This is a genomic window from Tessaracoccus antarcticus, assembly GCF_003688855.1.
GTDB classification, from domain to species: domain Bacteria; phylum Actinomycetota; class Actinomycetes; order Propionibacteriales; family Propionibacteriaceae; genus Arachnia; species Arachnia antarctica.
Map to the genome: position 1 here is coordinate 1,573,929 of NZ_REFW01000001.1, position 20,473 is coordinate 1,594,401.

The following is a 20,473-nucleotide window of genomic DNA, read 5'->3' on the forward strand; positions in this document are numbered from 1 at the left end:
GTCATGATCAGCTTCCGCAAGATCTTTGCTGACGAGCTGGGCCGCCTCTGCCCTGCCGGTGAAGAAGTCGTCGACGTCATTTCCGCCCAGTACCATCCCGGACTCGAGCGGGAGCCCGACGAGTCGAACACCGTCACGTTCGATCCCATCAACGGGCTGAACGTGTCCTCGTGGAACGACTCTGCCGAGCAGCTCGTCGGTGGCCTGACGCTTGACACGCGCAGGGGACATCAGGCGGTCGGCCTGGCCCGTGCGTTCATGACGGGATCCAACCTGGTGCTCACGACGCGGCGCCTGCTGGTCATCGGGCACGTGTCGTCGGACACGACGCCCGAGGTTGCCTGGGAGGGACCTCTGAGCAGCATCGAGGCCATCACCCACGACCCACGTTTTCCCCTTGAACTGTGTCGGATCCGCGTCAACTGCGCCGATGGATCGATGGTCCGGCTCTGGTGTGGGGTGCTGCCCTGGGCGGCACGCCGTTTCGTCGCGTCGTTCGTCAGCACCGCCAGCCGCTGAGCCCCCCGGAAAGTAGCCTGTTCAAGAATGCGGTTACGTCGCTGCGATAGGAGTGCTGGTGGATTTCACGGTGAGCTACCCCGAGCTGAGGGGTGCCGGGGACCAGTTCGAGAACATGCAGACCACAGGGGAGCGCCTGGTGACCCGACTGGAGGGTGTGCCGCTGGTGCAGTCGGACTTCGGTCGTATTCCCTGGCTGCAGACCCGCGTGTGGGAGGCCTATTGCGAGCACACCGCGGACTGCGCCGACGCACTGCAGGAGTTGGCGGAGACCCTCGGCAAGATCCACGAGGGGCTTGACGCCACCGCCGACGCCTACGAGGACTTCGAGACGAATGCTGCGCAGGCCAGCTCCGCGTTCTACGGGCAGGTGATCTGAGGTGGCCGAGTACAACAACACCCTCGACACCTGGTACCAGTCGTGCCCATCGCCGGTGCAGAGCGTCCTGCATGGCCCCTACACCATCGTCTCCGGCTGGCTGCAGTGGGTGACCGGGGAACCCAACACCGTGGCTGGGCAGTGCGCCACCTACCAGACGCTGGGCCAGCAGGTACTGCAGGTGGGCCAGCAGCTGAGCGACACGGCCAACGGGATCTCGCTGTGGGAGGGCGCAGCCCACGAAGCCTTCATGGCCAAGATGGGGCTGGTCCGGGGCAACTTCGACAAGCTGGGCCCTGCCATCCAGCAGACCCAGCAGATCCTGCAGGCTGCAGCCGAGACCTCCGTCGAGGCCGCGAACATGATCCTCTCGATCATCCGTTCCGTCATCGAGTTCCTGCTGACATCGCTGGCCATCGCCGGGGCGCTGGCGGTCTTCACCTTCGGCGCCTCCATGGGGGCCTGGGTCGCGGCCAATCTCGCCAAGGGCGCGCACGCACTCGCCAAGATCTCCCAGGGGCTGGCGCGGGTGGCGCAGGTCCTGACGCGGATCGCGAGCCTTCTGGAGAAGCTCGCCACCATCATGAAGAAGGTCGCAGAAGTCCTGAAGGAGCTTCGCGCCCTTCTGAAGCTCCTGGCGGAGCTCAAGAAGGAGGTGGGCCTGGTCGGCAAGGGGGTTGTCACCGTCGCGACGGGGCTGGCTCGCACGCCCATCAAGCTCGCTGCCGATGCCGGACTTGGTGGTGTGAGCGGCGTCACGGGGATACCGGGTCTGTCGATGCCCGGGGGTGGGGGTGAAGTCATCCAGGCGGGTGAGGACGCCTGGGACGCGGTGAGCGCCTCGAACCGCGCCACGCGAGCCAACACCGGCGTCAGTCTGGACTGACGCCGGCCCGTAGCTCAGATGTTGGCCGGGTTCGGCGCCGCCTGGTAGGGGTTCGTCGTCTCCAGGCCGCCCGAGTCCAGGATGATGGTTTCGATGGCGGGATCGCCCTTGCTGATCCGCAGGGCGGACGGCGGCAGTTCGGCCAGCGAGTCCAGGTGCCGCTGCCGGGCATCCTCCAGCGTTGAGTGGTCCACCACCTCGCCATCCTTGACGATGTCCACGAGCAGGTAGCGGTCGTTGCCGTCTGTGGCGGGCGCAGTGCCCAGACCGATGACCTCGGCCTCCGCCCGGCCGTTGTCGTCGAGGCGCCGCATGGCGAACTTGCGCCCGCCCAGGGTGTTCTTCCCCTTCGACTTCTTGCCCACCGCGGTCATGGGGGCGCTCCGATCGGCGGATTCGGCCCGCGCCACCAGCTTGTACACGAAACCGACGGTGGGGTGGCCGGAACCGGTGACCAGCGAGGTGCCCACGCCGTAGCCGTCCACCGGTGTGCCCCGCAGCGCGGCGATCTGCCACTCGTCCAGGTCGGAGGTGACGACGATGCGGGTGTCGGTGGCCCCCAGGTCATCCAGCAGGTCGCGGGCGCGGCGGGCGGCGCTGGCGAGGTCGCCTGAGTCCAGCCGGATGGCACCCAGCTTCCCATCGGTCAGTTCAACGCCCTTGCGGATGGCGGCCTCCTCGTCGTAGGTGTCCACCAACAGGGTCGTGCCGGTGCCGAAGGCCGCGATCTGGGCGCGGAAGGCGTCCTCTTCGCTGTCGTGCAGGAGAGTGAATGAGTGGGCGGCGGTCCCCATGGTGGGGATGCCCCAACTGCGGCCCGCCTCCAGGTTCGACGTCGCGGCGAACCCGGCCACGTAGGCGGCACGGGCGGCACCGACGGCGGCCCACTCGTGCGTCCGGCGTGACCCCATCTCGGAGCAGGGGCGCCCCTCGGCCATCGACGTCATACGGGACGCGGCCGAAGCGATGGCGCAGTCATGGTTGAAGATGCTGAGCAGGAGTGTCTCCAGCACACAGCACTCCGCGAACGAGCCCTCGACGGACAGCACGGGGGAGCCGGGGAAGAAGACCTCCCCCTCCGGGTAGCCCCAGATGTCACCGGAGAAGCGGTAGTTGGCCAGCCAGGTGGCGAGATTGTCCTTGATGATCCCGGCACCTGCCAGGTACTCAACCTCTGCCTCGTCGAACCGGAATGCCTCGATTCCCCGCAGGGCGCGGCCCAGACCGGCCAGCACGCCGTAGCGACGACCCTCGGGCAGGCGCCGCGTGAAGAGGTCGAAAAGGCTGTGCCGGTCCGCGGTGCCGGCATCCATGGCGGCCTGCACCATGGTGAGTTCGTAATGGTCCGTCAGGAGCGCCGTCGTCATGGTCCGCAAGCGTAGCCGCCCGGACCCCCGTGGCGGGGGTGTGCACATTGTTGTCAGGCTTTGGAACAATGGGGGCATGAGCGAGCAGGGCAGGCCGTCAACCGGCACGGGCGTGGCGGTGATGGACGCACCGGAGGCAGCCACCGACCTCGCGTCACAGTGGGTGACGATCGTGTGGGACGACCCCGTGAACCTCATGAGTTACGTGGCCTACGTCTTCATGGAGTACTTCAAGTACCCGCGCATGAAGGCGGAGAAGCTGATGCTCCAGGTGCACACGCACGGCAAGGCGGTGGTCTCCACCGGGAACCGGGAGTCCATGGAGCGCGACGTCATGGCCATGCAGAACTACACACTGTGGGCCACCATGGAGCGCGCATGAGCGACGACGACATCGTCTGGGAGTTCGACGGCGGCGACGGCCGCACCGACGTGCTCATGGCGCTGGTGGTGCAGCAGCTCAACGCCCTGGACTCCCTCCTGCCCGAGGGGGAGGATGAGGACGACCCCATGGCCCGGCTGGCAGCTGAACTCTCGGAGCGTCCCGTGGAACTGCTGGACTCCAACCCCGCCCTTGCCAGGCTCTTCCCGCCAGCACTGGCGGATGCGAAGGAGGCTGAGCAGTTCCGTCGCGACGCCATCGGGCAGCAGGCACGTGCCCGCCGGACGGCCGGACGCACGGTGCTGGCGGACTGCGCCGTCGACGACGGTGTCGACGACGGGATGGTGGCGGTCAGGAAGGACCACGTGGATGCCTGGGTCACCACGCTGGCGGGTCTGCGTGCCGCGTGGAACGTGGAGTTGACGGGCAGCGCCGAGCGGCAGGTGTCCGTGTCGCGGTCCAACATCCGGGCCAACCCCACGGCCGCCACGATCTGCGACTGGCTGGGCGCGGTGCTGGAGGACGCGCTCCAGGCGCACATGTTCCAGTCCTGACCACCACGCATTCGTCCCGGCGGCCAGTCCTTTGGCGGCCTACTCTGGAGGCATCCGCATCGCGCGGGCAGTGACCGGAGGTTCATCGTGTCGAACGACCTTGAATTCGAGACCCAGCCCGAAGTGCGCAACGAGTGGGGCATGCACAATGGAGTGGTCGTGCTCGCAGCCCTGATCCTCGTTGCGCTGGCCCTTCTGCTGGGATCGGTCACGAGCACGGACCTGTTCGCCGACGCCCCGCTCGCGGTGCTGGGGGTCCTCAGCTCGCTGGGCTTCGTCCTCATGCTGGCGGCCGGCAGCGTGATCGGCATGCTGGTGGGCACCCGGATGCTGCAGGCGCACGTGAGCACTCGCGGCGCGAAGGCGCTCGCCCTCTGGGGGGTTGGTGCGCTTGCGCTGTCCGTGGTGCTCCAGGCCGGACTGGTCGCGCTCACGCTCATGTGGCAGGCACAACAGCAGATGCCGGCCTCCATCCTCGTGCAGGCCCTCTCCAACATCGTGACGGGCACCATGGCGGTGGGTGCTGCCATGGTCGCGCTGGCCTTCGTGGGGCGACTGAGCCGCTGACCCGGCGTAGACTCGCGCCCCGTGGAGGACATCGTCAACAGGCCCATCGGCATCTTCGACTCCGGCTTCGGAGGCCTGACCGTCATGCGGGCACTCGTGGACCAGCTCCCGAACGAGGACTTTCTCTACCTGGGCGACACTGCCCGTGCCCCCTACGGTCCGCTGCCCATCGCCCAGGTCCGCGAATATGCGCTGCAGGGGCTCGACCATCTGGCCGGCATGGGAGTGAAGGCGCTGGTCATCGCGTGCAACTCGGCGTCGGCGGCCGTGCTGCGCGACGCCCGTGAGCGGTACTCCATACCCATCCACGAGGTCATCCTGCCTGCCGCCAAGCGCGCTGTCGCAGCCACGCGCAACGGCCGCGTCGGGGTGGTGTGCACGCAGGCCACGGCCACGTCGGGGTCCTACAACGACGCCTTCGCCGTCGCCGGTGACCTGTCGCTGACCACCCGGGCCTGTCCCCGGTTTGTGGAGTTCGTCGAACAGGGCATCACCGGCGGCAAGGAACTGCTGGGCGTGGCGGAGGAGTACCTGCGTCCGCTCATCGACGCGGACATCGACACGCTCATCCTCGGGTGCACGCACTACCCGCTGCTCGCCGGGGTCATCAACTACGTGATGGGCGACGAGGTCACACTGGTCTCCAGTGCTGAGACGTGCGCGCAGTCCGTCTACTCCGGCATGACCACGCGAGGCCTCCTGCACGACCAGCCCCGGCAGGCCACCCGCACCTTCCTCACCACCGGCGACGCCGTCGATTTCAATGGGATCGGCCGCCGGTTGCTGGGGGAGTTCGTCACCGGCGCCACTACAGTTGCACTCGACTGAAATCGACGAAGGAGAACCCACCATGTGCCACAAGGTCACCTGCGACGTCTGCGGCAAGCCCACCTGGGAAGGCTGCGGCGACCACATCGAGCATGCACTGACCGGCGTTCCCGTCGATGAGCGATGCCACTGCAAGGCCTACCAGGGCACCGACGAGCCGGCCAAGGGGCCCAGCGTCTCCTCCTGGTGAGCCTCCGCGGCTGACCGGAGACGCCCCGCGCGCTGGCTGCCGGGGAGCCCGGCTCCATGGTGAGCACCCGCCGCCGCGATTCGGGTCACGGTCCGCAAAGAGAACCGGTGACAGGCAGCTGTCAGGGGCGCGCTAGGTTGTTCGGCATGACGACCCCCTCGACCCCCGGCAGCCGCATTGATGGCCGCGCGCCCGACCAGCTCCGCCCCATCGGCATCACCCGCGGCTGGCTCGACCACGCCGAGGGCTCCGTCCTCGTGGAGTACGGCAGGACCCGCGTGCTCGTCGCGGCAAGCGTCACCACGGGTGTGCCGCGCTGGCGCAAGGACTCGGGGCTCGGGTGGGTCACGGCCGAGTACGCGATGCTGCCGCGCGCCACACACACCCGCTCCGACCGCGAATCCGTGCGAGGGCGCATCGGCGGCCGCACCCACGAGATCTCACGCCTCATCGGCCGGTCGCTGCGCGCCGTCGTTGACTTCAAGGCACTGGGGGAGAACACCATCGTGCTGGACTGCGACGTCCTGCAGGCCGACGGCGGCACCCGCACCGCTGCCATCACCGGCGCCTACGTGGCGCTGGCCGACGCCGTTTCCCACCTGCGCGGCCTCGGTCGTCTCAAGGGCGAGCCGCTCATGGACTCGGTCTCCGCCATCTCCGCCGGATTCGTGGGCGGCGTCCCGCTGCTGGATCTCGCGTATGAGGAGGATTCCACGGCGGGCACCGACATGAACATCGTCATGACGGGCTCCGGTGACTACATCGAGGTGCAGGGCACCGCCGAGGGCAAACCGTTCAGTCGTGCAGAGCTCGACGTGCTGCTCGAGCTGGGGGCCCAGGGCTGCCGGGACCTCACCGAGATCCAGAACAAGGCACTCCTTCGATGACGCGCCGCATCGTCCTGGCCACCCGGAACCCGAAGAAGCTTCTGGAGCTGCGCCGCGTCGTGGAGGCCGCAGACGTCGACGTCGAGATCCTCGGACTGGAGGACTTCCCGCCGCAGCCCGAGCCGGAGGAGACCGAGAAGACGTTCGAGGGCAACGCTTTCATCAAGGCGGCTGCCGCGGCCTCCCACACGGGGCTGGAGGCAATCGCCGATGATTCCGGCATCGCCGTGGACGAACTGAACGGCATGCCGGGGGTGCGCTCCGCACGCTGGGCCGGCCCGGCCTGCGACGACGTCGCCAACCTGGAACTCCTGCTTGCCCAACTCGACGGCGTCCCCGCCGACCGCCGTGGGGGCCAGTTCGTCTGCGCTCTCGCGCACGTCACTCCCGGCGGCAAGCGGCGAGTCTTCCGCGGCGAGATGTCCGGCCACGTCGCCACGGCGCCGCGTGGGGAGAACGGCTTCGGCTACGACCCCATCTTCATCCCCGAGGGCAGCATCAGGACCACCGCGGAGATGGGTGCCGACGAGAAGGACGCCATCAGCCACCGCGGCCACGCGGTGCGGACTTTCGTCGAGTGGTTGAAGGAGGGTTGACGTGCAGCAGTACCTTGACCTCCTCACCAAGATCCTCGACGAGGGCGTGGACAAGCCGGACCGCACCGGCACAGGGACCCGCAGCATCTTCGGCCACCAGATGCGCTTCGACCTCCGTGAGGGCTTCCCCCTGCTGACCACCAAGAAGGTCCACACCCGCAGCGTCTTCGGTGAGCTGCTGTGGTTCCTGCGCGGCGACACCAACATTGCGTGGCTGCACGAGAACCGGATCTCCATCTGGGACGAGTGGGCGGACGAGAACGGTGACCTCGGCCCCATCTACGGGCACCAGTGGCGGTCCTGGCCCACCCCCGACGGTCGACACGTCGACCAGTTGGCCGACGTCGTCGCTGCCCTGCGCAGCAACCCGGATTCCCGCCGCCACATCGTCTCAGCATGGAACGTGGCCGACATCGAGGACATGGCGCTGCCACCGTGCCACACGCTGTTCCAGTTCTACGTCACCCCCGTGGAGGGGGGCAGGGGGCGGCTGAGCTGTCAGCTCTACCAGCGCTCCGCTGATGTGTTCCTGGGGGTGCCGTTCAACATCGCCAGCTACGCCCTGCTGACGCACCTGGTGGCCCAGGTCTGCGACCTCGACGTGGGCGACTTCGTCCACACCCTCGGCGACGCGCACATCTACTCCAACCACCGCCACCAGGTGGCCGAGCAGCTCTCGCGCACGCCCGGCGCGCTGCCGAGCCTGTGGGTCAACCCCGAGGTCAGGGCCATCGACGCCTTCGGCCTCGACGACATCGCCGTGCGGGACTACCATCCCGCCCCGCCCATCAAGGCACCCGTTGCGGTCTGAGGAGCAAGGCATGAGGATCGTGGCGATCGCGGGCGTGGCCGACAACGGTGTCATCGGTGACGCATGCGACATGGTGTGGCACATCCCCGAGGACTTCAAACGGTTCAAGGCACTGACGACCGGCAACACCCTGATCTTCGGCCGCCGCACCCACGAGGGCATTGGCCGCGTCCTGCCGAACAGGCGCGTCATCGTCGTCACCCGCGACCCTGCGTGGAGCGACGACGGTGTCGAGGTGGCACACACCATCGAGGAGGCACTGGAGATGGCCGCCCAGACACCTGAACGCGTGTGCTACGTCGGCGGCGGCGGCGAGATCTACAGGGCGGCGTGGCCGTACCTCACCGAGCTGGACATCACGCACGTGCACCAGTCCCCGGAGGGGGACACCACGTTCCCGCTCATCCGCGTGCGGGAGTGGACGGAAATCTCCCGGGAGCCCAGGGGTGGCTTCGACTTCGTGCAGTACCGCCCCACCCCGCAGTGATCGGCCGGGACCCCGTGATGCACGAGATCGAGACGCTCGCACAGTTCGACGAGGTGGTCGCAGCTGGTCACGGCCTGGACCATTGCGTCGTGCAGTCGTTGGACCTGCGTGCACGGGAGGATGCGCTGGCGCGCTGCACCGTGGATGCGACCCTGTTCATGGGCTGCGATGTGGGCGCGGCCGAGGAGGACCTCCGCGCCCGGGGCGCCCTGCTGTTCCCAAAAATCCCCGACTCCCCCCTCAACCCGTACAGGGCGTCGTTGTACAGGGCTGTCAACCTGTACGACACGATGCCGGCAGGCAGCTACGCCGACAGCTTCGACGCTCTCGCCTACGCCTGGACGCGGGCGGGCGGCGGCATGCCGTCGCTGCAGAAGACGCTGGTGGCGGCACTCCACGACCATGCCATCTCCGACGCGCTCGAGGAGTACCTCGATGATCTTGGCCAGCAGCAGGTGGTGGGGGTCATGGGAGGCCACGCCGTGGAGCGTGGATCGTCGGGGTATGCAACCACGGCGGCCCTGGGAATGACCCTGGCACAGGAGGGTTTCCTCGTGGCCTCCGGCGGCGGACCGGGCGCCATGGAGGCGGCCAACCTGGGCGCCCGACTCTCGCCCCACGGGCCGGAGGCACTGGGGGAGGCGCTGGGGATGTTGGCCAGCGTGCCCAGCTTCAGACCGTCGATCGACGACTGGGTCAGGGTGGCCTTCGATGTGAAGGCGCGCTTCGCCGGCGGCGCCGACACCCTCGGCGTCCCCACCTGGTTCTACGGGCACGAGCCGCCGAACGTATTTGCCACCCGCATCGCGAAGTACTGCTCCAACGCCGTGAGGGAGGCCACCCTGCTGGAGCTGTGCCGGGGTGGGCTCATCTTCCTGCCCGGGGCAGCGGGCACCGTCCAGGAGCTGTTCCAGGCCGTCACGGCCAACTACTACGCCACGGACCCGTCCACCATCACGCCGCTGGTGCTCGTCGGCATCCAGCAGTGGGGTGGTGTGCTGCCGGCCTGGCCGTTGCTGCGCTCGCTGGGTACCGGCAGGGCGATGGGGGATGCCATCGCACTGGTGGACACCATCGAGGAGGCTGGCGCCTGGCTGGCTGCGAGGTAGCCTCTGCTGCATGCGTTCCGCGGCCACCATTTTGCACCTGGACCTCGACGCATTCTTCGCCGCCGTCGAACAGCGGGACAAGCCGAGCCTCCGGGGCAAGCCCGTGGTGGTGGGCGGTGGAGGCCCACGCGGCGTGGTGGCCACCGCCAGCTACGAGGCACGGGTCTTCGGGGTGAGGTCCGCCATGCCGGGCACGGAGGCACGACGCAAGTGTCCCCATGCAGCGTTCCTCGGCGGACGATTCGAGGCTTACAGGCAATCCTCGCAGGTGGTGATGGCGCTTCTGGCGGAGGTGTCGCCCGCCGTCGAGCCCCTGAGTCTCGATGAGGCGTTCGTCGACCTCGCACTGAGCCACTGGGACCCGGCCCGCCTTGCTCACAACGTTGCCGAGCTGAGGGCGGAGCTGACCCGACGCACCGGCGGGCTGACGGCATCCGTGGGGGTGGGAACCAGCAAGTTCGTGGCGAAAGTGGCCTCCGAGGCGGCCAAGCCCGACGGGGCCAGGATCATTGCACCCGGTGAGGAGCTGGACTTCATCGTCGACCTGCCCGTGCGGGCGATCCCCGGGGTGGGGCCGGTCACGGAGACCAGGTTGCAGGCCATCGGCATGCACACCGTCGCAGACCTGAGGCGCTCGAGCCGGGACGAACTCGTCCGTGAGCTGGGGAAGGCCTCGGGGGAGGGGCTGTCGGGGCTGGCCTTCGCCAGGGACGACAGGAGCGTGCAGGCCGAACGCGAGGCCAAATCCATCTCGACGGAGGACACCTTCCCCACCGACATCAAGGAGCGGGCTGAACTGGAGGTCATCCTCCGGCGGGACGCAGCACACGTGGCCAAGCGGATCCGGGCCACGGGTGTGTTCGCCCGCACCGTCGGCATCAAGGTGCGGATGGGAGACTTCACCACGGTGTCCAAGGCGCGATCCGTGGGCGGCGCCACCGACCGGGAGGAAGCGATCTCCGCCATCGCCATTGACCTGCTGTCGGAGGTGGACGTGCGGGCGGGAGTGCGACTCCTGGGGGTGGCGGCATCCAACTTCGTGCAGTCGGCACAGGAACAACTCTTCGAGGATGAGGCGCCGCCGCCGGCCGAGACCCTGACCACGAGCGAGGTGGACACCTCCGGGGTGCGCGGTCGGGGGTGGTTCCCCGGCGCGGATGTGGAGCACCCCGAGTTCGGCCGGGGATGGGTGTGGGGGTCGGGTCTGGGCCGGGTGACAGTGCGATTCGAGACGCGGGATTCAGGACCGGGCCCGGTGCGGACGTTCTCCACCGAGGATCCCGCGCTGCAGCCCACCCAGGAGCTGCCGGCGCTGCCCTAGTGGCCGGTGTGGGGCAGGCCCGGGCCGGCGGATGCGGCGGCGCACACCTGCACCGATGCAGCATCGGAGGCGACGTTCTTGCCCTCGTCGCCGGCGACGACCGCCGTCGTGTTGTACGGGGTGCATTTCCCGGCCCGGCCGTCGAGTTGCACCCGGTAGGCGAACCGGGCGGTGGAGCCCTGGAGCGTGCCGGATTCCGGGGTCATCAGTCGCAGGGAGCCGTCGGTGCCCACGGTCAACGAGCCCAGGACGGAGAGTTCGGCACCGTCGATGTCCTGGACGTCCACGGTGTTGTCCAGATACAGGCCGTCCCAGCTGATCTCCTCGGCCGGTGTGGTGAGGGTGTGCTCCACCCCGCCGTCGGACCAGGTCACGGCAGCCACGTTGCTGTCGGTTGTTCGGGGCTGGAAGTTGGTGCCCGTGTCGCAGGTGAAGGTGAAGTCCGTGCTGCTCGCGGCGGGAATGACCCTCCCCAGGCCGTCGGCCACCACACAGGTGATCCCGGCGAAGGTGTCACTGATGGTTGCGAGGCGCGACGTGGTCGCCGGGTTGGTCACGCTGATGGTGCCGCGGACGTCGGATGATGTGAGCGTACGACCCGTGTGGGTAACCTCCACCATGTAGCCCACGCTGGTGGGGCCTGTGCCCCGCAGATCAACGCGCGCATTCTTTGGCTCGGACCTGATGGACCACGCATTGGTGGTGACATGGGAGCCTGTAATGGTACTCAATATTTTTGGCAAATTGCCAGATGTTGCACTCTCGGTGGGAAAAACGGGAGCCGCCGGGGTGGGCTCTTCAGCCACCCCCGACGGCATGCCGTTCACCGTGATGAACACCGTCCCGGCTGCGACCAAGGCCGCACGGCGACGCACTGAGTGCGTCCCCCCGGACAAACGAGCCAGTGACCCCATGTCGACCTTCCCCCCAGAAGGACCGACCTGGCCGGCCGGAACGATTTGCTTCAAGACTTTTCCGACAATTCGCCGGATTGTTCCTGTTGGCAAAACCATAGCGGCAAATCAACCGGGACGCCAACAGTTGATGCAAAAACCCCCAAAGTTGATTGGTATTCGCGCCGAAGGGCGGGCACGGCCATCAGGCGCGGGGCTGCCGGTGGACCCGCTGCTAGAATCGCTGCGCCAGCCAGCCGAAGTGGTGGAATTGGTAGACACGCAGGATTTAGGATCCTGTGCCTTCGGGCGTGAGGGTTCAAGTCCCTTCTTCGGCACGACACCTATGGCCCTTTGGCTAGGGGTTTTCCTTCCAGGCAATCCACCGAGGCGTCATGGTGTGCCCAATACGTGCCCAATGGCATGGCGTTTGGGCCCCCTCACAGGAATTGACACCACGCTAGGGGACTCACCCGAATAGAGCGAGCGGCATGGCGAACCCGATTGCAGCGAGCGGAGGTGGGTCCTCGTGAGCCGACGCTCGAGTGTGCCGCCCCTAGCTCGGGGCGTTCACCTAGTAGAATTCGTGTGACTGGGCCGCGGCCCTTCGCTCCGCACCCAGTTCGGAGACTAGCGATGAAGCACCTTCTACCCCATCCAGGATCCAGACGGGACCGTCCCTGCCGGTGGTCGTCATAAGAACACCCTCCTCCGCGAGAGCGAGAGCCCCTGCCGAGTACCTGTGCGAGCGATCATCTCTTGCGACCCCCGTTACTCCCACAAGAGTCGCTCCCCGCAGCAGGCTGCGGCGCGCTCGGGCCACGACACGCTGCCAGCATTTGAATCCTTCCGGTTCGGACGCAACAGCACCTATCATCATTTCATTGAGATGTCCGTCTGACGGATGCATGATCATGACGCTCAAGAAACCCGGGTTCTGGTCCATGAACTCTAGGTTCGTCCACCGGCGGTCGTCGAGGAAAGGTTCAGTCCTGAAGAGGGCTAGGTACACGTTGGCCCTTGACAGGGTCACGTCCCATCTGTCCCTCTCCATGACGATCCTGCGGTCATCAAACGTCAGCGCCACCCCTTGGCAGTCCAATCCTGCTAGCCAGCGGCGTAGGAGAGTTCCGACTTCACTGGCAGGCGCATGGAACTGCAACCGTGTCGACATCGTCATGCCATACCCTCCTCAGTTGTACGGAGCGATTCAAGTTCGCCGACTGATATGACGGCGATCGGCAGATCTCGCTGCGGGAGCCGCTCGGCAAGAATCCAGTTCTGATCGGCGTAGAACGGCTCAAGCGTCACGACCAGTCCGACCCGGGGCTTCGCCGGACCGATCGACGGTTCGCGTTCGGCGATGGCTTCAATATCGCGATGCGACCGATTGAGTTGCCTGATCCCCTTCCCGATGCTGCTTTCGACCGAGTCGATCCAGTCGCCGCTCCCTACCCTCAGTGATTCCACCGGCTGCCGAGCCTTGCACTCGATGAGCACCAGCACTCCCGGAAGGTCCAGAAACCAGTCGCAAGAGTCGGTCTGCGACTTCCGAGGGCCGTACCGGAGTTCTGGGATGACCTGGCGGTCGCCGGCGACGAGGTCGAGTTGTCGTCCGACGTAGTGTTGGAAGACCGGACCAAGGTCGCGCGTGAAGCTGTCGCCCAGCGCGCGAGTCCCCATGTGGTATATCGACGGTGGTACCGCTTTTCGCATGATCGCCTGTACCCACGGCGCGATCGGGATGGGTGCGACGTCATCGATGAAGGGCTTGTCGTCGAGGGGATTGAACGCGTACTTCTTCTGCGCCTTCGGCAGTGGATCCTGAAAGCGCCGGTTCGCCTCCTTGAAGTCAGCCGCGGTGGTGACGAGATACTCGGTGAACGTGCGGCGGATGGCATCGTAAGGGATTGCTTCAATGAGGTCGTCCCAGCCCGGCCCATTGAACAAGTCGAGGGAGAAGCCACCGTTGTGTTGCTCCGTCATGGTGGAGATCAGGAACAGACTCTCGACATAATCCTCCAGCGTCAGCCCATCCGTGATGGTCTCGAACCAGCCCGGTGTCATGGCCTCCGGGGCGAAGCCAGGAGGCATCTCGACTGCGGACCCGAACAGAAGGATCGTGCGCGCGATCTGGCCGGGGTTGGAGTGCTGGCTAGGAAACTGTTCGAAGAAGTGCCTCGCGAGCACTTGCCCGAGCCCCTCGGTGGAGGTCGGATCACGGACGAGGCCCTCATCGGCGAGTTGGACGCACTGGTTGCACAGGCGGAGGAGCGTGCGCCGGTCGGCTTCCGGTCGCTCGAAACTGCTCCAGGAAAGCGCCGTACGAGCGACGTCAGCGACGCACCAGGGAGTGAGCCCCATCCGGGTCAGTTCTTTCGGCAGCTCCTCGAGGGCGATCTGAGCGGTAACTGCTGCAGCCTGGACGAGGAGACTGTCGCGGTCGACCCTGCGGACCGCGCTCTTGTACCGATCCCACGTCGGTGGTGATGCAGTCGAGCCGCGGATGGGAAACTTCACTCGGGGATTCTCGCATCTTTGCCGACACAATCGTTGAAATCCGTCCGAGTCGGAGGCATTAGCGCTCAGCCCGGCCCAGCCAATGTGTTGCCACTTTTCCGTCACGTGGTCATGCGCGTCCGGCCCGACGCTCGTCGACATGATGTATCCGAGCTCTCATCGACCCCGCCACCACTCCAGTGTCACAGCGGCTACAGGACCAAGGAAAGTCCCTGCGCGTGCTGTGGAGCTGGCCGACGCTCAGCCAGCCGATTTCCGAATGTGACGACTGGACCGACCTCGCGCGTCCGTCACCCAAAGGCGCGCCGAAGCCGTGGAGTCCGGTGCTTGCGATGGAGCGACTCGGGCTGGCACAGATCGCCCGGCCGTCGGAAGAGGGCTACAACCGCCACGGCTTCGTCTACGGGCGACAGGTGGCCATCCGACGGAACGCACCCTTCCCGTTGAACACGATGTTCCACAACCGGTGCACTTCGTACTCGGCCACCGCAGCACCCGACATCCCCGACGGACCCTCCTACCGACTCCGCAACCACCACGCCCAAGCAAACGAACTCCGCCGCATCACAACCGGTACCAACACCCGCTGACCTGACCCCGCGACCCGGGAACTTCGATGAGCAACTCCGGGGATATTCGATGAGCGCCGTCAAAGCGCACCCATCCGCCTCAAGTAGCTAATCACCCGCTTTTTGCGGCGTCTCGTTTATCTACAGATGGATGAGACGTCTTCGCTTGCTAGCGAGGCCGCACCGGACCTCGCTAGGTCTACAACAACGAACTGTCGTAAAAAGTCATCTTGCCAAAGAACGTCTCAGCCATCATGCTTCTCAGGGTTCATGAGGCAGAACGATCGCGTGACATCTATCAGGCGCCAGCGCCACCAACCGCGGCAGCAGCCGGATGTGGCGCGCTCGCCGTGGCAGCGCTGCCCGGTTCCTGACCGTTGATCACATCGAAGGTGGAGAGTTCGTCTCACTGGACGTGTCACGGGAGGCCACTTACCTCTGCGGTTCCAAGCGTGACGCCGCGCCACCATGCCTCGCCCGATCCGATAATTGCAGAACCATGTCTCGGAACCTATGGCGCCGCTTTTGTTAATCTCTCGGAAGAAGGTGAGAAGCGTGCTGGCCGTGGCCTATTGGTCGTCAATCCGAGGATGATGGTCGCCTCACACAGTCCAAAGCAGCGGCCAGTCGCCTGTCTGCATCTGCGAGGGCGTGAGTGTATCGCATGGTCATCCCGGCAGTCGTGTGCCCGAGGCGGCGCATGGTGACGGGTGTGGGAGCGCTGAGGTCAGCCGCCAAGGAAGCGTGGGTGTGTCGTAGCACATGGGGAGTCGCATCCGGCCGGCCTACGGCTCGGGCGGCTTTGGCAAAGGCGCGAGCGAATACCGAGGAGTGAAGGTGTCGGCCGTCAGGCGCATGGATCAGTAGGCCGTCAGGTCCTGGCAAAGCATACAGATCGAGATGAAGCCGCAGCTCCAGAAGCAGGCTGAGTGGCATGTGAACGGTACGTTAGCCGGCGTCGGTCTTGGGTGCACCAACTTCGAAACCCCCGGGTACCTTGATCACGGCCCGCTGGACCCGGATCGTTCCGTCTTCAGCGTCCATGTCCCTTCGTCGAAGCTCGGCAAGCTCTCCGTAGCGGAGACCACACCAGCCACCGATCAGGACGGACAGACGTAGATGAGCAGGCATCTTGTCTGCCAGCGCTTCCAGTTCGACGACTGAAAGTGGTTCTATCCTGCGGGCCGTCTTCGTGCGGATCCGTGTGCGCCGGGGAAGTGCAGCCGGGTTACTCGGCAATAGATCCAGTTCAACTGCACCGTTCAAGGCTGTGTGTAAAAACTGAAAGGCTTTTGATCTAGCTCTTGGCTTTGTCGGATCGAGGGCTTCCCACCAAGTCCTCACATGCAACTTGGACAGTTCCTGCAGAACCACTTCACCAAGTTGCGGCTCGATATGGTTGCGAAGCAGTGACTCATAGTCGCGCCGGGTGGTCGGGCGCAGTTCGACAGAAGGCAGCCAGCCACTGATGAACAGCGAGACCGTCACCGGCCCTCCCGCCAGCGGACCGTCTCCGCCACAAGGGCTGGCCGCTACTGCCTGCTCTCGTTCCCAAGGGGATGCCCAAAGACCGCGCTCCACCAGTTCACGCTCGCGAGCGAGCCATCCCTCGGCATCCGCTTTGTTGGTGAAGGTGACTGTAGCTTGGTGTCTGTTGCCGTCTGGCCCCATGTATCTGGCCTGATAACGCTTGGACGGCAGCCTTCTGATTGATCCGAATCCGCGCTTGCCTGCCATGATCCTCCGTCGTGCCCAATACGTGCCCAATACGTGCCCATCGTAGTCCCTTTGGGGGGCTCTACGTACGCGTGAAGGGTCAAGGGGGATGCGTTAAAGCCCTACTCAGGAAGACTTTTGAGGACCTGAGTGGACACTTGGGAGTCGAATGCGGAAGGGTTCAAGTCCCTTCTTCGGCACCCCTCCCACAGGGCTGTGACTCCAAGGTGTGCTCCACGATGTTGCTCTGAACACGCTCCGCGCGTCACACGGGCGACATGTGGGCCAGACGCCCGTGCACCGGTGAGAACACCCGGCCGTTCCTGACGCCGTCGCCGGGAGCGTCGCCTGTGAACCGGCGACTCGAGGCGGCCCTGCACCCAATCCCGGGCCGGCCACAACCCGCATGACGCGAGATTCAAGGGGGGCCAGCAGGGTGCCCCGCCGGTGTGTGAATCCTGCATGTGCTCGGGCGTCCCGCTGTATATCAACTGGCGTGCAGGACCTCGATGATCGTGGCCTGCTGCGGGTACTGCACTGGTGGGCGCAGTCCGATGGTGGAGAGTTCTCGTCCGGTCAGGACCGTCTCCTGGTGGGGCCAGATCAGGGGTGACTGGCCGGGCTGGGGGTCCTGCCCGCCCGGGTGGAGGAGTCGCACCTGGTAGTGCGTGTGCGGGTCGAGTCCGGGGAGGGTGATGGGGGCCGGGGGGTAGGTGATGGTGGTGGTGGCCTGGGTCACGGTGTAGATGGCTCGCGAGCGGTTGGCCGCGACGATGCCGCGGACGTCGAGGCCTGTGTCGGTGCCGTCGGTGAAGACGATGTGGCCGGTGGCGACGAGGTCGCGGATGTCCTTGGCGAAGGTGACCCAGTCGGTGATGCGGGCACGGGTGGCGTCGTTGGCCCGGGTGAGGTCCCATTCGATGCCGAAGTGTCCGAACAGGGCGACGGCGGCGCTGAGGTTCAGCGAGACGGTGCGGCCGGTGGAGTGCACCACAGGGCTGGTCAGGTGCATGCCCATCATCTCGGGGGGCACCACGAGGCTGGTGTACTTCTGGTTCTCGAGGCGCTCGATGGGGTCCAGGCAGTCGCTGGTCCAGATCCGGTCGGTGCGATCCAGGATGCCGAGGTCGACCCGTGCCCCACCGGATGCGCAGCTCTCGATCTCCAGCCCGGGGTGGGCCTGTGTGAGTTCGTCGAGGAGGCCGTAGAGGGCCAGGGTGTGCTCGTGGACCATGGAGCGGCCGCCCGGGCCGGATCCGGCGTCGACGAGGTCCCTGTTGTGGTCCCACTTGAGATAGCTGATGGGGTAGTCGTCGAGGAGGGCGTGGAGCCGCCCGGCGATGAATGCGTAGGCGTCGGGGTGTGCGAGGTTGAGTACCTGCTGCTGGCGGCCGGAGGGGGGAAGGTCCTGCCTGCCCTGGAGGAGCCAGTGCGGGTGGTCGCGGGCCAGGTTGCTGTTCGGGTTCACCATTTCTGGTTCCACCCACAGACCGAACTCCATGCCGAGCGTGTGCACATGCTCCACGAGCGGGTGGAGGCCGCCGGGCCACACCTGCTCGTCGACGAACCAGTCGCCGAGGCCGGCGGTGTCGTCGCGACGCCCCGTGAACCAGCCATCGTCGAGGACGAAACGCTCGACACCCACCGCGGCGGCAACGTCCGCCAACTCGGTCAGCCTGTCGAGATCGTGCTCGAAGTAGACGGCCTCCCACGTGTTGAGAGTGACAGGGCGGGGACGTCGGGGATGCTGGGGGCGAGCACGCCATTCGTCGTGGAATCGGTGTGAGAGTTCGCTGAGCCCATCACCCCACGACCCCATGACCCACGGTGTGGACAGCGACTCGCCCGGGGCGAGGGTGCCCTCGCCCGGCAACAGCAGTTCGCCGCCTGCCAGGAAGGCCTCGCCGGTGGTGACCCGCTCGGCGATGACGCGGTGGTTCCCGCTCCACGCCACGTGGATGCCGTGAACACGACCCCGCTCGAACCCGAATCCGGGGCGGCCGGTTGCGAGCAGCAAGGTCGCGTCGGCCCCGGGACGTCCGCGTCGGCTCTCACGCAGGTGGGTCCCGAAGGAGAACTCGTGGCGGACCGCGGAGCGTTCCCTCAGGTGACGGCCGGTGGTTTCCACCAGTTCTGAGCCGTCCCACGGGACGGGGAACGCGGCGTGGAGCGATGTGAGTGTGAAGTTGTCCTCGGAGGCGTTGTGCACGGTGATGCGCTGGTGGAACAGTCCGGAGGCACCGACGCGCAGTTCGAGGTCCGCTGTGAGCCCCGACTCCTCATCGGTGAGGCGCAGACTCGCCTCGTGCTCGCTCACCTCCAGGCCTGTGACACGGAAACTCAGGCTCGACCCCCGCGCACCGTGACCCTCGATACCCGGGGTACCCAGCCAGCCACGGGCGGGTGTTGACAACACCCCCAGCCGGCCTGTGCGATCCAGCCCCCCGCTGACCCGCTGCGGGGTCGTTGCCGCCACTAGAGAGGACAGCGTTGTGTCACTGGCACGCTCCAGTTCCTCGCCCCAGTGCACAATCACCGGCCCGTCCGGCGCATCGACATCCACAACCACGCTCGTGCCGCCGCGGCGGAGATGCACCACGGGGTGGGACGAAGGTGTCGGGGTGGGTCGCGACGCCGTGGTCTCTGTGGTCTCAGTGCGCATGTAATAGTGTTACCACGGAAGTAATGGTGGGGCAAAGGGTGCAGCCCTGTGAGGAGGTACCAGGATGCTGACCGACAGCGAGGCTGCCTTGGCCGAGGCCGTGCTCCTGCACGGTCCGCTCTCACGGCGATCCCTCACCAGCCGCTTGGGATTGTCCGCGGCGAGCCTGACGCGTCTGGCCAAGCCCTTCCTCGCCCGCGGGCTCTTCGTTGAGCTCGAGGAGGTGCCGGACGGCTTGGTGGGCCGCCCCACCAAGCCCTTGGACATAGCCCCCAATCTGCCCTTCTACGCGGGCGTCAAGGTCACCGGGGACTTGGTGCACGTCGTGGCCACCGACGTACGGGTGAACGAGATCGCCAACTGCGAGATGCCGCTGCGTGACACCTCGCCGTCCGAGGTGATCTCGGTCATCGCCGAGGCAGTGGACCGGCTGGGGGTCACCGGTATTGCGGGGCTCGGAGTCAGCTTGGGCGGCTCGGTCGCCGATGGCATTGTCGCCCGTGCGCCGTTCCTTGGATGGACCAATCTGCCCTTTGTCGCACTGCTGGAGAATGTGGTGCGCATCCCGGTCACCCTCGAGAACGACCTCGTGGCGCTGGCCGAGGCTCAACGGTGGTTCGGACTGGGGAAGGGACTTCAAGGTTTTGCGGTCGTCACGGTGGGCGCGGGTGTCGGGTATGCGCTGGTGAGCAACGGCACAGTGTCGCGCTCCCACGACTCCGGAATTGGTGTGGCAGCCCACATCCCGCTGTCATCGATGGGGCCAACGTGCCACGAGGGACACATCGGGTGTGCGCAGGCGATGCTCACCAGCGAGTTCATCGCCGCGTCGGTGTCGTCGGCCATCGGCCGCACTCTCACGTGGGCGGAAGCCGTCCACGTGGCCCAGGATGAGCCACCGGCACGCGCCGTGATGGATGCCAGCGGCGAAGCGCTTGGAAGGCTTGTCGCGCTGGCCGCGAACCTGTCATTGCAGTCCGATGTCATCCTCGCTGGAGAAGGGATAGCGCTGTTCGACCTCACGGAGGAGACCGTGCGTCGAGCCGTTTCCTCCCACCGTGATCCACTCGCGAGCCCCGTGGCCCTGCACATCGATCGATCCGGCTTCCGGGCGTGGGCACGAGGGGCCGCAGCCGTCGCGATCCAGACCTCGCTCAGGCGCCTCACCTTGCACTGACGTACCGTGTCGCCTGCCCACAGGGGTCCCGGTCTCCCCGCCGGGGCGATTGT

23 protein-coding genes and 1 tRNA gene are annotated in these 20,473 nt (G+C 66.4%); 17 read left to right on the top strand and 7 right to left on the bottom strand.

The window, feature by feature from the left end; genetic code table 11:
* The first annotated feature begins 3 nt into the window (after positions 1–3).
* The 3 genes from EAX62_RS06985 to EAX62_RS06995 are packed head-to-tail and all read left to right on the top strand — an operon-like array spanning position 4 to position 1,784.
* Positions 4–519 carry a hypothetical protein gene (locus tag EAX62_RS06985; protein ID WP_121900845.1) on the top strand — a complete coding sequence of 172 codons (516 nt, stop codon included), beginning with the start codon at positions 4–6 and terminating at the stop codon, positions 517–519.
* Between the two features lie 58 nt (positions 520–577).
* Positions 578–898, top strand: coding sequence for a hypothetical protein (locus EAX62_RS06990; protein ID WP_147454042.1), 321 nt, complete (start codon positions 578–580; stop codon positions 896–898).
* A gap of 1 nt (position 899) precedes the next feature.
* Positions 900–1,784 carry a hypothetical protein gene (locus EAX62_RS06995; protein WP_121900847.1) on the top strand — a complete coding sequence of 295 codons (885 nt, stop codon included), beginning with the start codon at positions 900–902 and terminating at the stop codon, positions 1,782–1,784.
* Positions 1,785–1,798: 14 nt separating this feature from the next.
* On the opposite strand, the gene EAX62_RS07000 is transcribed toward EAX62_RS06995, so the two are convergent.
* The gene (locus EAX62_RS07000; protein ID WP_121900848.1) at positions 1,799–3,151 is read right to left on the bottom strand and encodes a nicotinate phosphoribosyltransferase; all 1,353 of its coding nucleotides are present in this window, start codon (positions 3,149–3,151) and stop codon (positions 1,799–1,801) included.
* Between the two features lie 121 nt (positions 3,152–3,272).
* On the opposite strand from EAX62_RS07000, the gene clpS reads away from it, so the two are divergent.
* The 11 genes from clpS to EAX62_RS07050 all read left to right on the top strand — a co-directional run bounded on the left by clpS (position 3,273) and on the right by EAX62_RS07050 (position 10,883).
* A complete protein-coding gene (clpS, locus tag EAX62_RS07005; protein WP_407703310.1) occupies positions 3,273–3,533 on the top strand; it encodes an ATP-dependent Clp protease adapter ClpS in 261 nt (86 codons plus the stop codon).
* Complete coding sequence (locus EAX62_RS07010) at positions 3,530–4,087, top strand: DUF2017 family protein (RefSeq protein ID WP_121900850.1); 558 nt, start codon at positions 3,530–3,532, stop codon at positions 4,085–4,087. The genes clpS and EAX62_RS07010 overlap by 4 nt, the downstream gene beginning before the upstream one ends.
* Positions 4,088–4,174: 87 nt before the next feature.
* Positions 4,175–4,654: a hypothetical protein gene (locus EAX62_RS07015; protein WP_121900851.1), complete on the top strand. Its 480-nt coding sequence runs from the start codon at positions 4,175–4,177 to the stop codon at positions 4,652–4,654.
* Between the two features lie 21 nt (positions 4,655–4,675).
* Positions 4,676–5,482 (top strand): glutamate racemase, encoded by an 807-nt coding sequence (gene murI, locus EAX62_RS07020; protein ID WP_267897967.1) that lies wholly within the window; start codon positions 4,676–4,678, stop codon positions 5,480–5,482.
* Positions 5,483–5,504: 22 nt separating this feature from the next.
* Positions 5,505–5,672, top strand: a complete 168-nt coding sequence (locus EAX62_RS16875; protein WP_199711144.1) for a hypothetical protein — start codon at positions 5,505–5,507, stop codon at positions 5,670–5,672.
* Positions 5,673–5,818: 146 nt separating this feature from the next.
* Entirely contained in the window at positions 5,819–6,559 is a 741-nt protein-coding gene (rph, locus tag EAX62_RS07025) for a ribonuclease PH (protein ID WP_121900852.1), read from the top strand.
* Positions 6,556–7,155: an RdgB/HAM1 family non-canonical purine NTP pyrophosphatase gene (gene rdgB / locus EAX62_RS07030; protein WP_121900853.1), complete on the top strand. Its 600-nt coding sequence runs from the start codon at positions 6,556–6,558 to the stop codon at positions 7,153–7,155. Before rph ends, rdgB begins: the two co-directional genes overlap by 4 nt.
* A 1-nt stretch (position 7,156) precedes the next feature.
* Positions 7,157–7,966 (top strand): thymidylate synthase, encoded by an 810-nt coding sequence (locus EAX62_RS07035; RefSeq protein ID WP_121900854.1) that lies wholly within the window; start codon positions 7,157–7,159, stop codon positions 7,964–7,966.
* Between the two features lie 10 nt (positions 7,967–7,976).
* On the top strand, positions 7,977–8,453 hold the full coding sequence (locus EAX62_RS07040) for a dihydrofolate reductase (protein WP_121900855.1): 477 nt from the start codon (positions 7,977–7,979) through the stop codon (positions 8,451–8,453).
* Between the two features lie 17 nt (positions 8,454–8,470).
* Positions 8,471–9,562: an LOG family protein gene (locus tag EAX62_RS07045; RefSeq protein ID WP_121901066.1), complete on the top strand. Its 1,092-nt coding sequence runs from the start codon at positions 8,471–8,473 to the stop codon at positions 9,560–9,562.
* A 10-nt stretch (positions 9,563–9,572) separates the two neighbouring features.
* Complete coding sequence (locus tag EAX62_RS07050; RefSeq protein WP_121900856.1) at positions 9,573–10,883, top strand: DNA polymerase IV; 1,311 nt, start codon at positions 9,573–9,575, stop codon at positions 10,881–10,883.
* On the opposite strand, the gene EAX62_RS07055 is transcribed toward EAX62_RS07050, so the two are convergent.
* The gene (locus EAX62_RS07055) at positions 10,880–11,503 is read right to left on the bottom strand and encodes a hypothetical protein (RefSeq protein WP_147454043.1); all 624 of its coding nucleotides are present in this window, start codon (positions 11,501–11,503) and stop codon (positions 10,880–10,882) included. The two genes, EAX62_RS07050 and EAX62_RS07055, sit on opposite strands and share 4 nt — an antisense overlap.
* A 529-nt stretch (positions 11,504–12,032) precedes the next feature.
* Here EAX62_RS07055 and EAX62_RS07060 point away from each other — a divergent pair.
* Positions 12,033–12,114 (top strand) — tRNA-Leu (locus EAX62_RS07060).
* A gap of 236 nt (positions 12,115–12,350) precedes the next feature.
* Here the strand turns inward: EAX62_RS07060 and EAX62_RS07065 are convergent.
* Positions 12,351–12,863: a hypothetical protein gene (locus tag EAX62_RS07065; RefSeq protein ID WP_147454044.1), complete on the bottom strand. Its 513-nt coding sequence runs from the start codon at positions 12,861–12,863 to the stop codon at positions 12,351–12,353.
* 89 nt (positions 12,864–12,952) lie between these two features.
* The gene (locus EAX62_RS07070; protein ID WP_121900859.1) at positions 12,953–14,296 is read right to left on the bottom strand and encodes a hypothetical protein; all 1,344 of its coding nucleotides are present in this window, start codon (positions 14,294–14,296) and stop codon (positions 12,953–12,955) included.
* Positions 14,297–14,628: 332 nt separating this feature from the next.
* Between EAX62_RS07070 and EAX62_RS07075 the strand changes: the two genes are divergently transcribed.
* Positions 14,629–14,886 carry a hypothetical protein gene (locus tag EAX62_RS07075; RefSeq protein ID WP_121900860.1) on the top strand — a complete coding sequence of 86 codons (258 nt, stop codon included), beginning with the start codon at positions 14,629–14,631 and terminating at the stop codon, positions 14,884–14,886.
* Between the two features lie 558 nt (positions 14,887–15,444).
* Here EAX62_RS07075 and EAX62_RS17500 read toward each other — a convergent pair.
* The 3 genes from EAX62_RS17500 to EAX62_RS07090 form a co-directional block, all read right to left on the bottom strand.
* Positions 15,445–15,801 (bottom strand): tyrosine-type recombinase/integrase, encoded by a 357-nt coding sequence (locus EAX62_RS17500; protein ID WP_121900861.1) that lies wholly within the window; start codon positions 15,799–15,801, stop codon positions 15,445–15,447.
* Between the two features lie 12 nt (positions 15,802–15,813).
* Positions 15,814–16,602, bottom strand: a complete 789-nt coding sequence (locus tag EAX62_RS07085; protein WP_121900862.1) for a site-specific integrase — start codon at positions 16,600–16,602, stop codon at positions 15,814–15,816.
* A gap of 466 nt (positions 16,603–17,068) precedes the next feature.
* Positions 17,069–19,243: an alpha-galactosidase gene (locus tag EAX62_RS07090; protein WP_121900863.1), complete on the bottom strand. Its 2,175-nt coding sequence runs from the start codon at positions 19,241–19,243 to the stop codon at positions 17,069–17,071.
* Between the two features lie 64 nt (positions 19,244–19,307).
* On the opposite strand from EAX62_RS07090, the gene EAX62_RS07095 reads away from it, so the two are divergent.
* Positions 19,308–20,420 (top strand): ROK family protein, encoded by a 1,113-nt coding sequence (locus EAX62_RS07095; RefSeq protein WP_121900864.1) that lies wholly within the window; start codon positions 19,308–19,310, stop codon positions 20,418–20,420.
* Positions 20,421–20,473: the final 53 nt, after the last annotated feature.

Excerpts from the sequence above, each read along its gene's own strand:
- EAX62_RS06985 (WP_121900845.1), top strand. The coding sequence starts at position 4 with ATGATCAGCTTCCGCAAGATCTTTGCTGACGAGCTGGGCCGCCTCTGC.
- EAX62_RS07000 (WP_121900848.1), bottom strand. The coding sequence starts at position 3,151 with ATGACGACGGCGCTCCTGACGGACCATTACGAACTCACCATGGTGCAG.
- clpS (WP_407703310.1), top strand. The coding sequence starts at position 3,273 with ATGGACGCACCGGAGGCAGCCACCGACCTCGCGTCACAGTGGGTGACG.
- EAX62_RS07010 (WP_121900850.1), top strand. The coding sequence starts at position 3,530 with ATGAGCGACGACGACATCGTCTGGGAGTTCGACGGCGGCGACGGCCGC.
- EAX62_RS16875 (WP_199711144.1), top strand. The coding sequence starts at position 5,505 with ATGTGCCACAAGGTCACCTGCGACGTCTGCGGCAAGCCCACCTGGGAA.
- rph (WP_121900852.1), top strand. The coding sequence starts at position 5,819 with ATGACGACCCCCTCGACCCCCGGCAGCCGCATTGATGGCCGCGCGCCC.
- rdgB (WP_121900853.1), top strand. The coding sequence starts at position 6,556 with ATGACGCGCCGCATCGTCCTGGCCACCCGGAACCCGAAGAAGCTTCTG.
- EAX62_RS07040 (WP_121900855.1), top strand. The coding sequence starts at position 7,977 with ATGAGGATCGTGGCGATCGCGGGCGTGGCCGACAACGGTGTCATCGGT.
- EAX62_RS07045 (WP_121901066.1), top strand. The coding sequence starts at position 8,471 with ATGCACGAGATCGAGACGCTCGCACAGTTCGACGAGGTGGTCGCAGCT.
- EAX62_RS07050 (WP_121900856.1), top strand. The coding sequence starts at position 9,573 with ATGCGTTCCGCGGCCACCATTTTGCACCTGGACCTCGACGCATTCTTC.
- EAX62_RS07055 (WP_147454043.1), bottom strand. The coding sequence starts at position 11,503 with ATGGTGGAGGTTACCCACACGGGTCGTACGCTCACATCATCCGACGTC.
- EAX62_RS07075 (WP_121900860.1), top strand. The coding sequence starts at position 14,629 with ATGGAGCGACTCGGGCTGGCACAGATCGCCCGGCCGTCGGAAGAGGGC.
- EAX62_RS17500 (WP_121900861.1), bottom strand. The coding sequence starts at position 15,801 with ATGCCACTCAGCCTGCTTCTGGAGCTGCGGCTTCATCTCGATCTGTAT.
- EAX62_RS07085 (WP_121900862.1), bottom strand. The coding sequence starts at position 16,602 with ATGGCAGGCAAGCGCGGATTCGGATCAATCAGAAGGCTGCCGTCCAAG.
- EAX62_RS07090 (WP_121900863.1), bottom strand. The coding sequence starts at position 19,243 with ATGCGCACTGAGACCACAGAGACCACGGCGTCGCGACCCACCCCGACA.
- EAX62_RS07095 (WP_121900864.1), top strand. The coding sequence starts at position 19,308 with ATGCTGACCGACAGCGAGGCTGCCTTGGCCGAGGCCGTGCTCCTGCAC.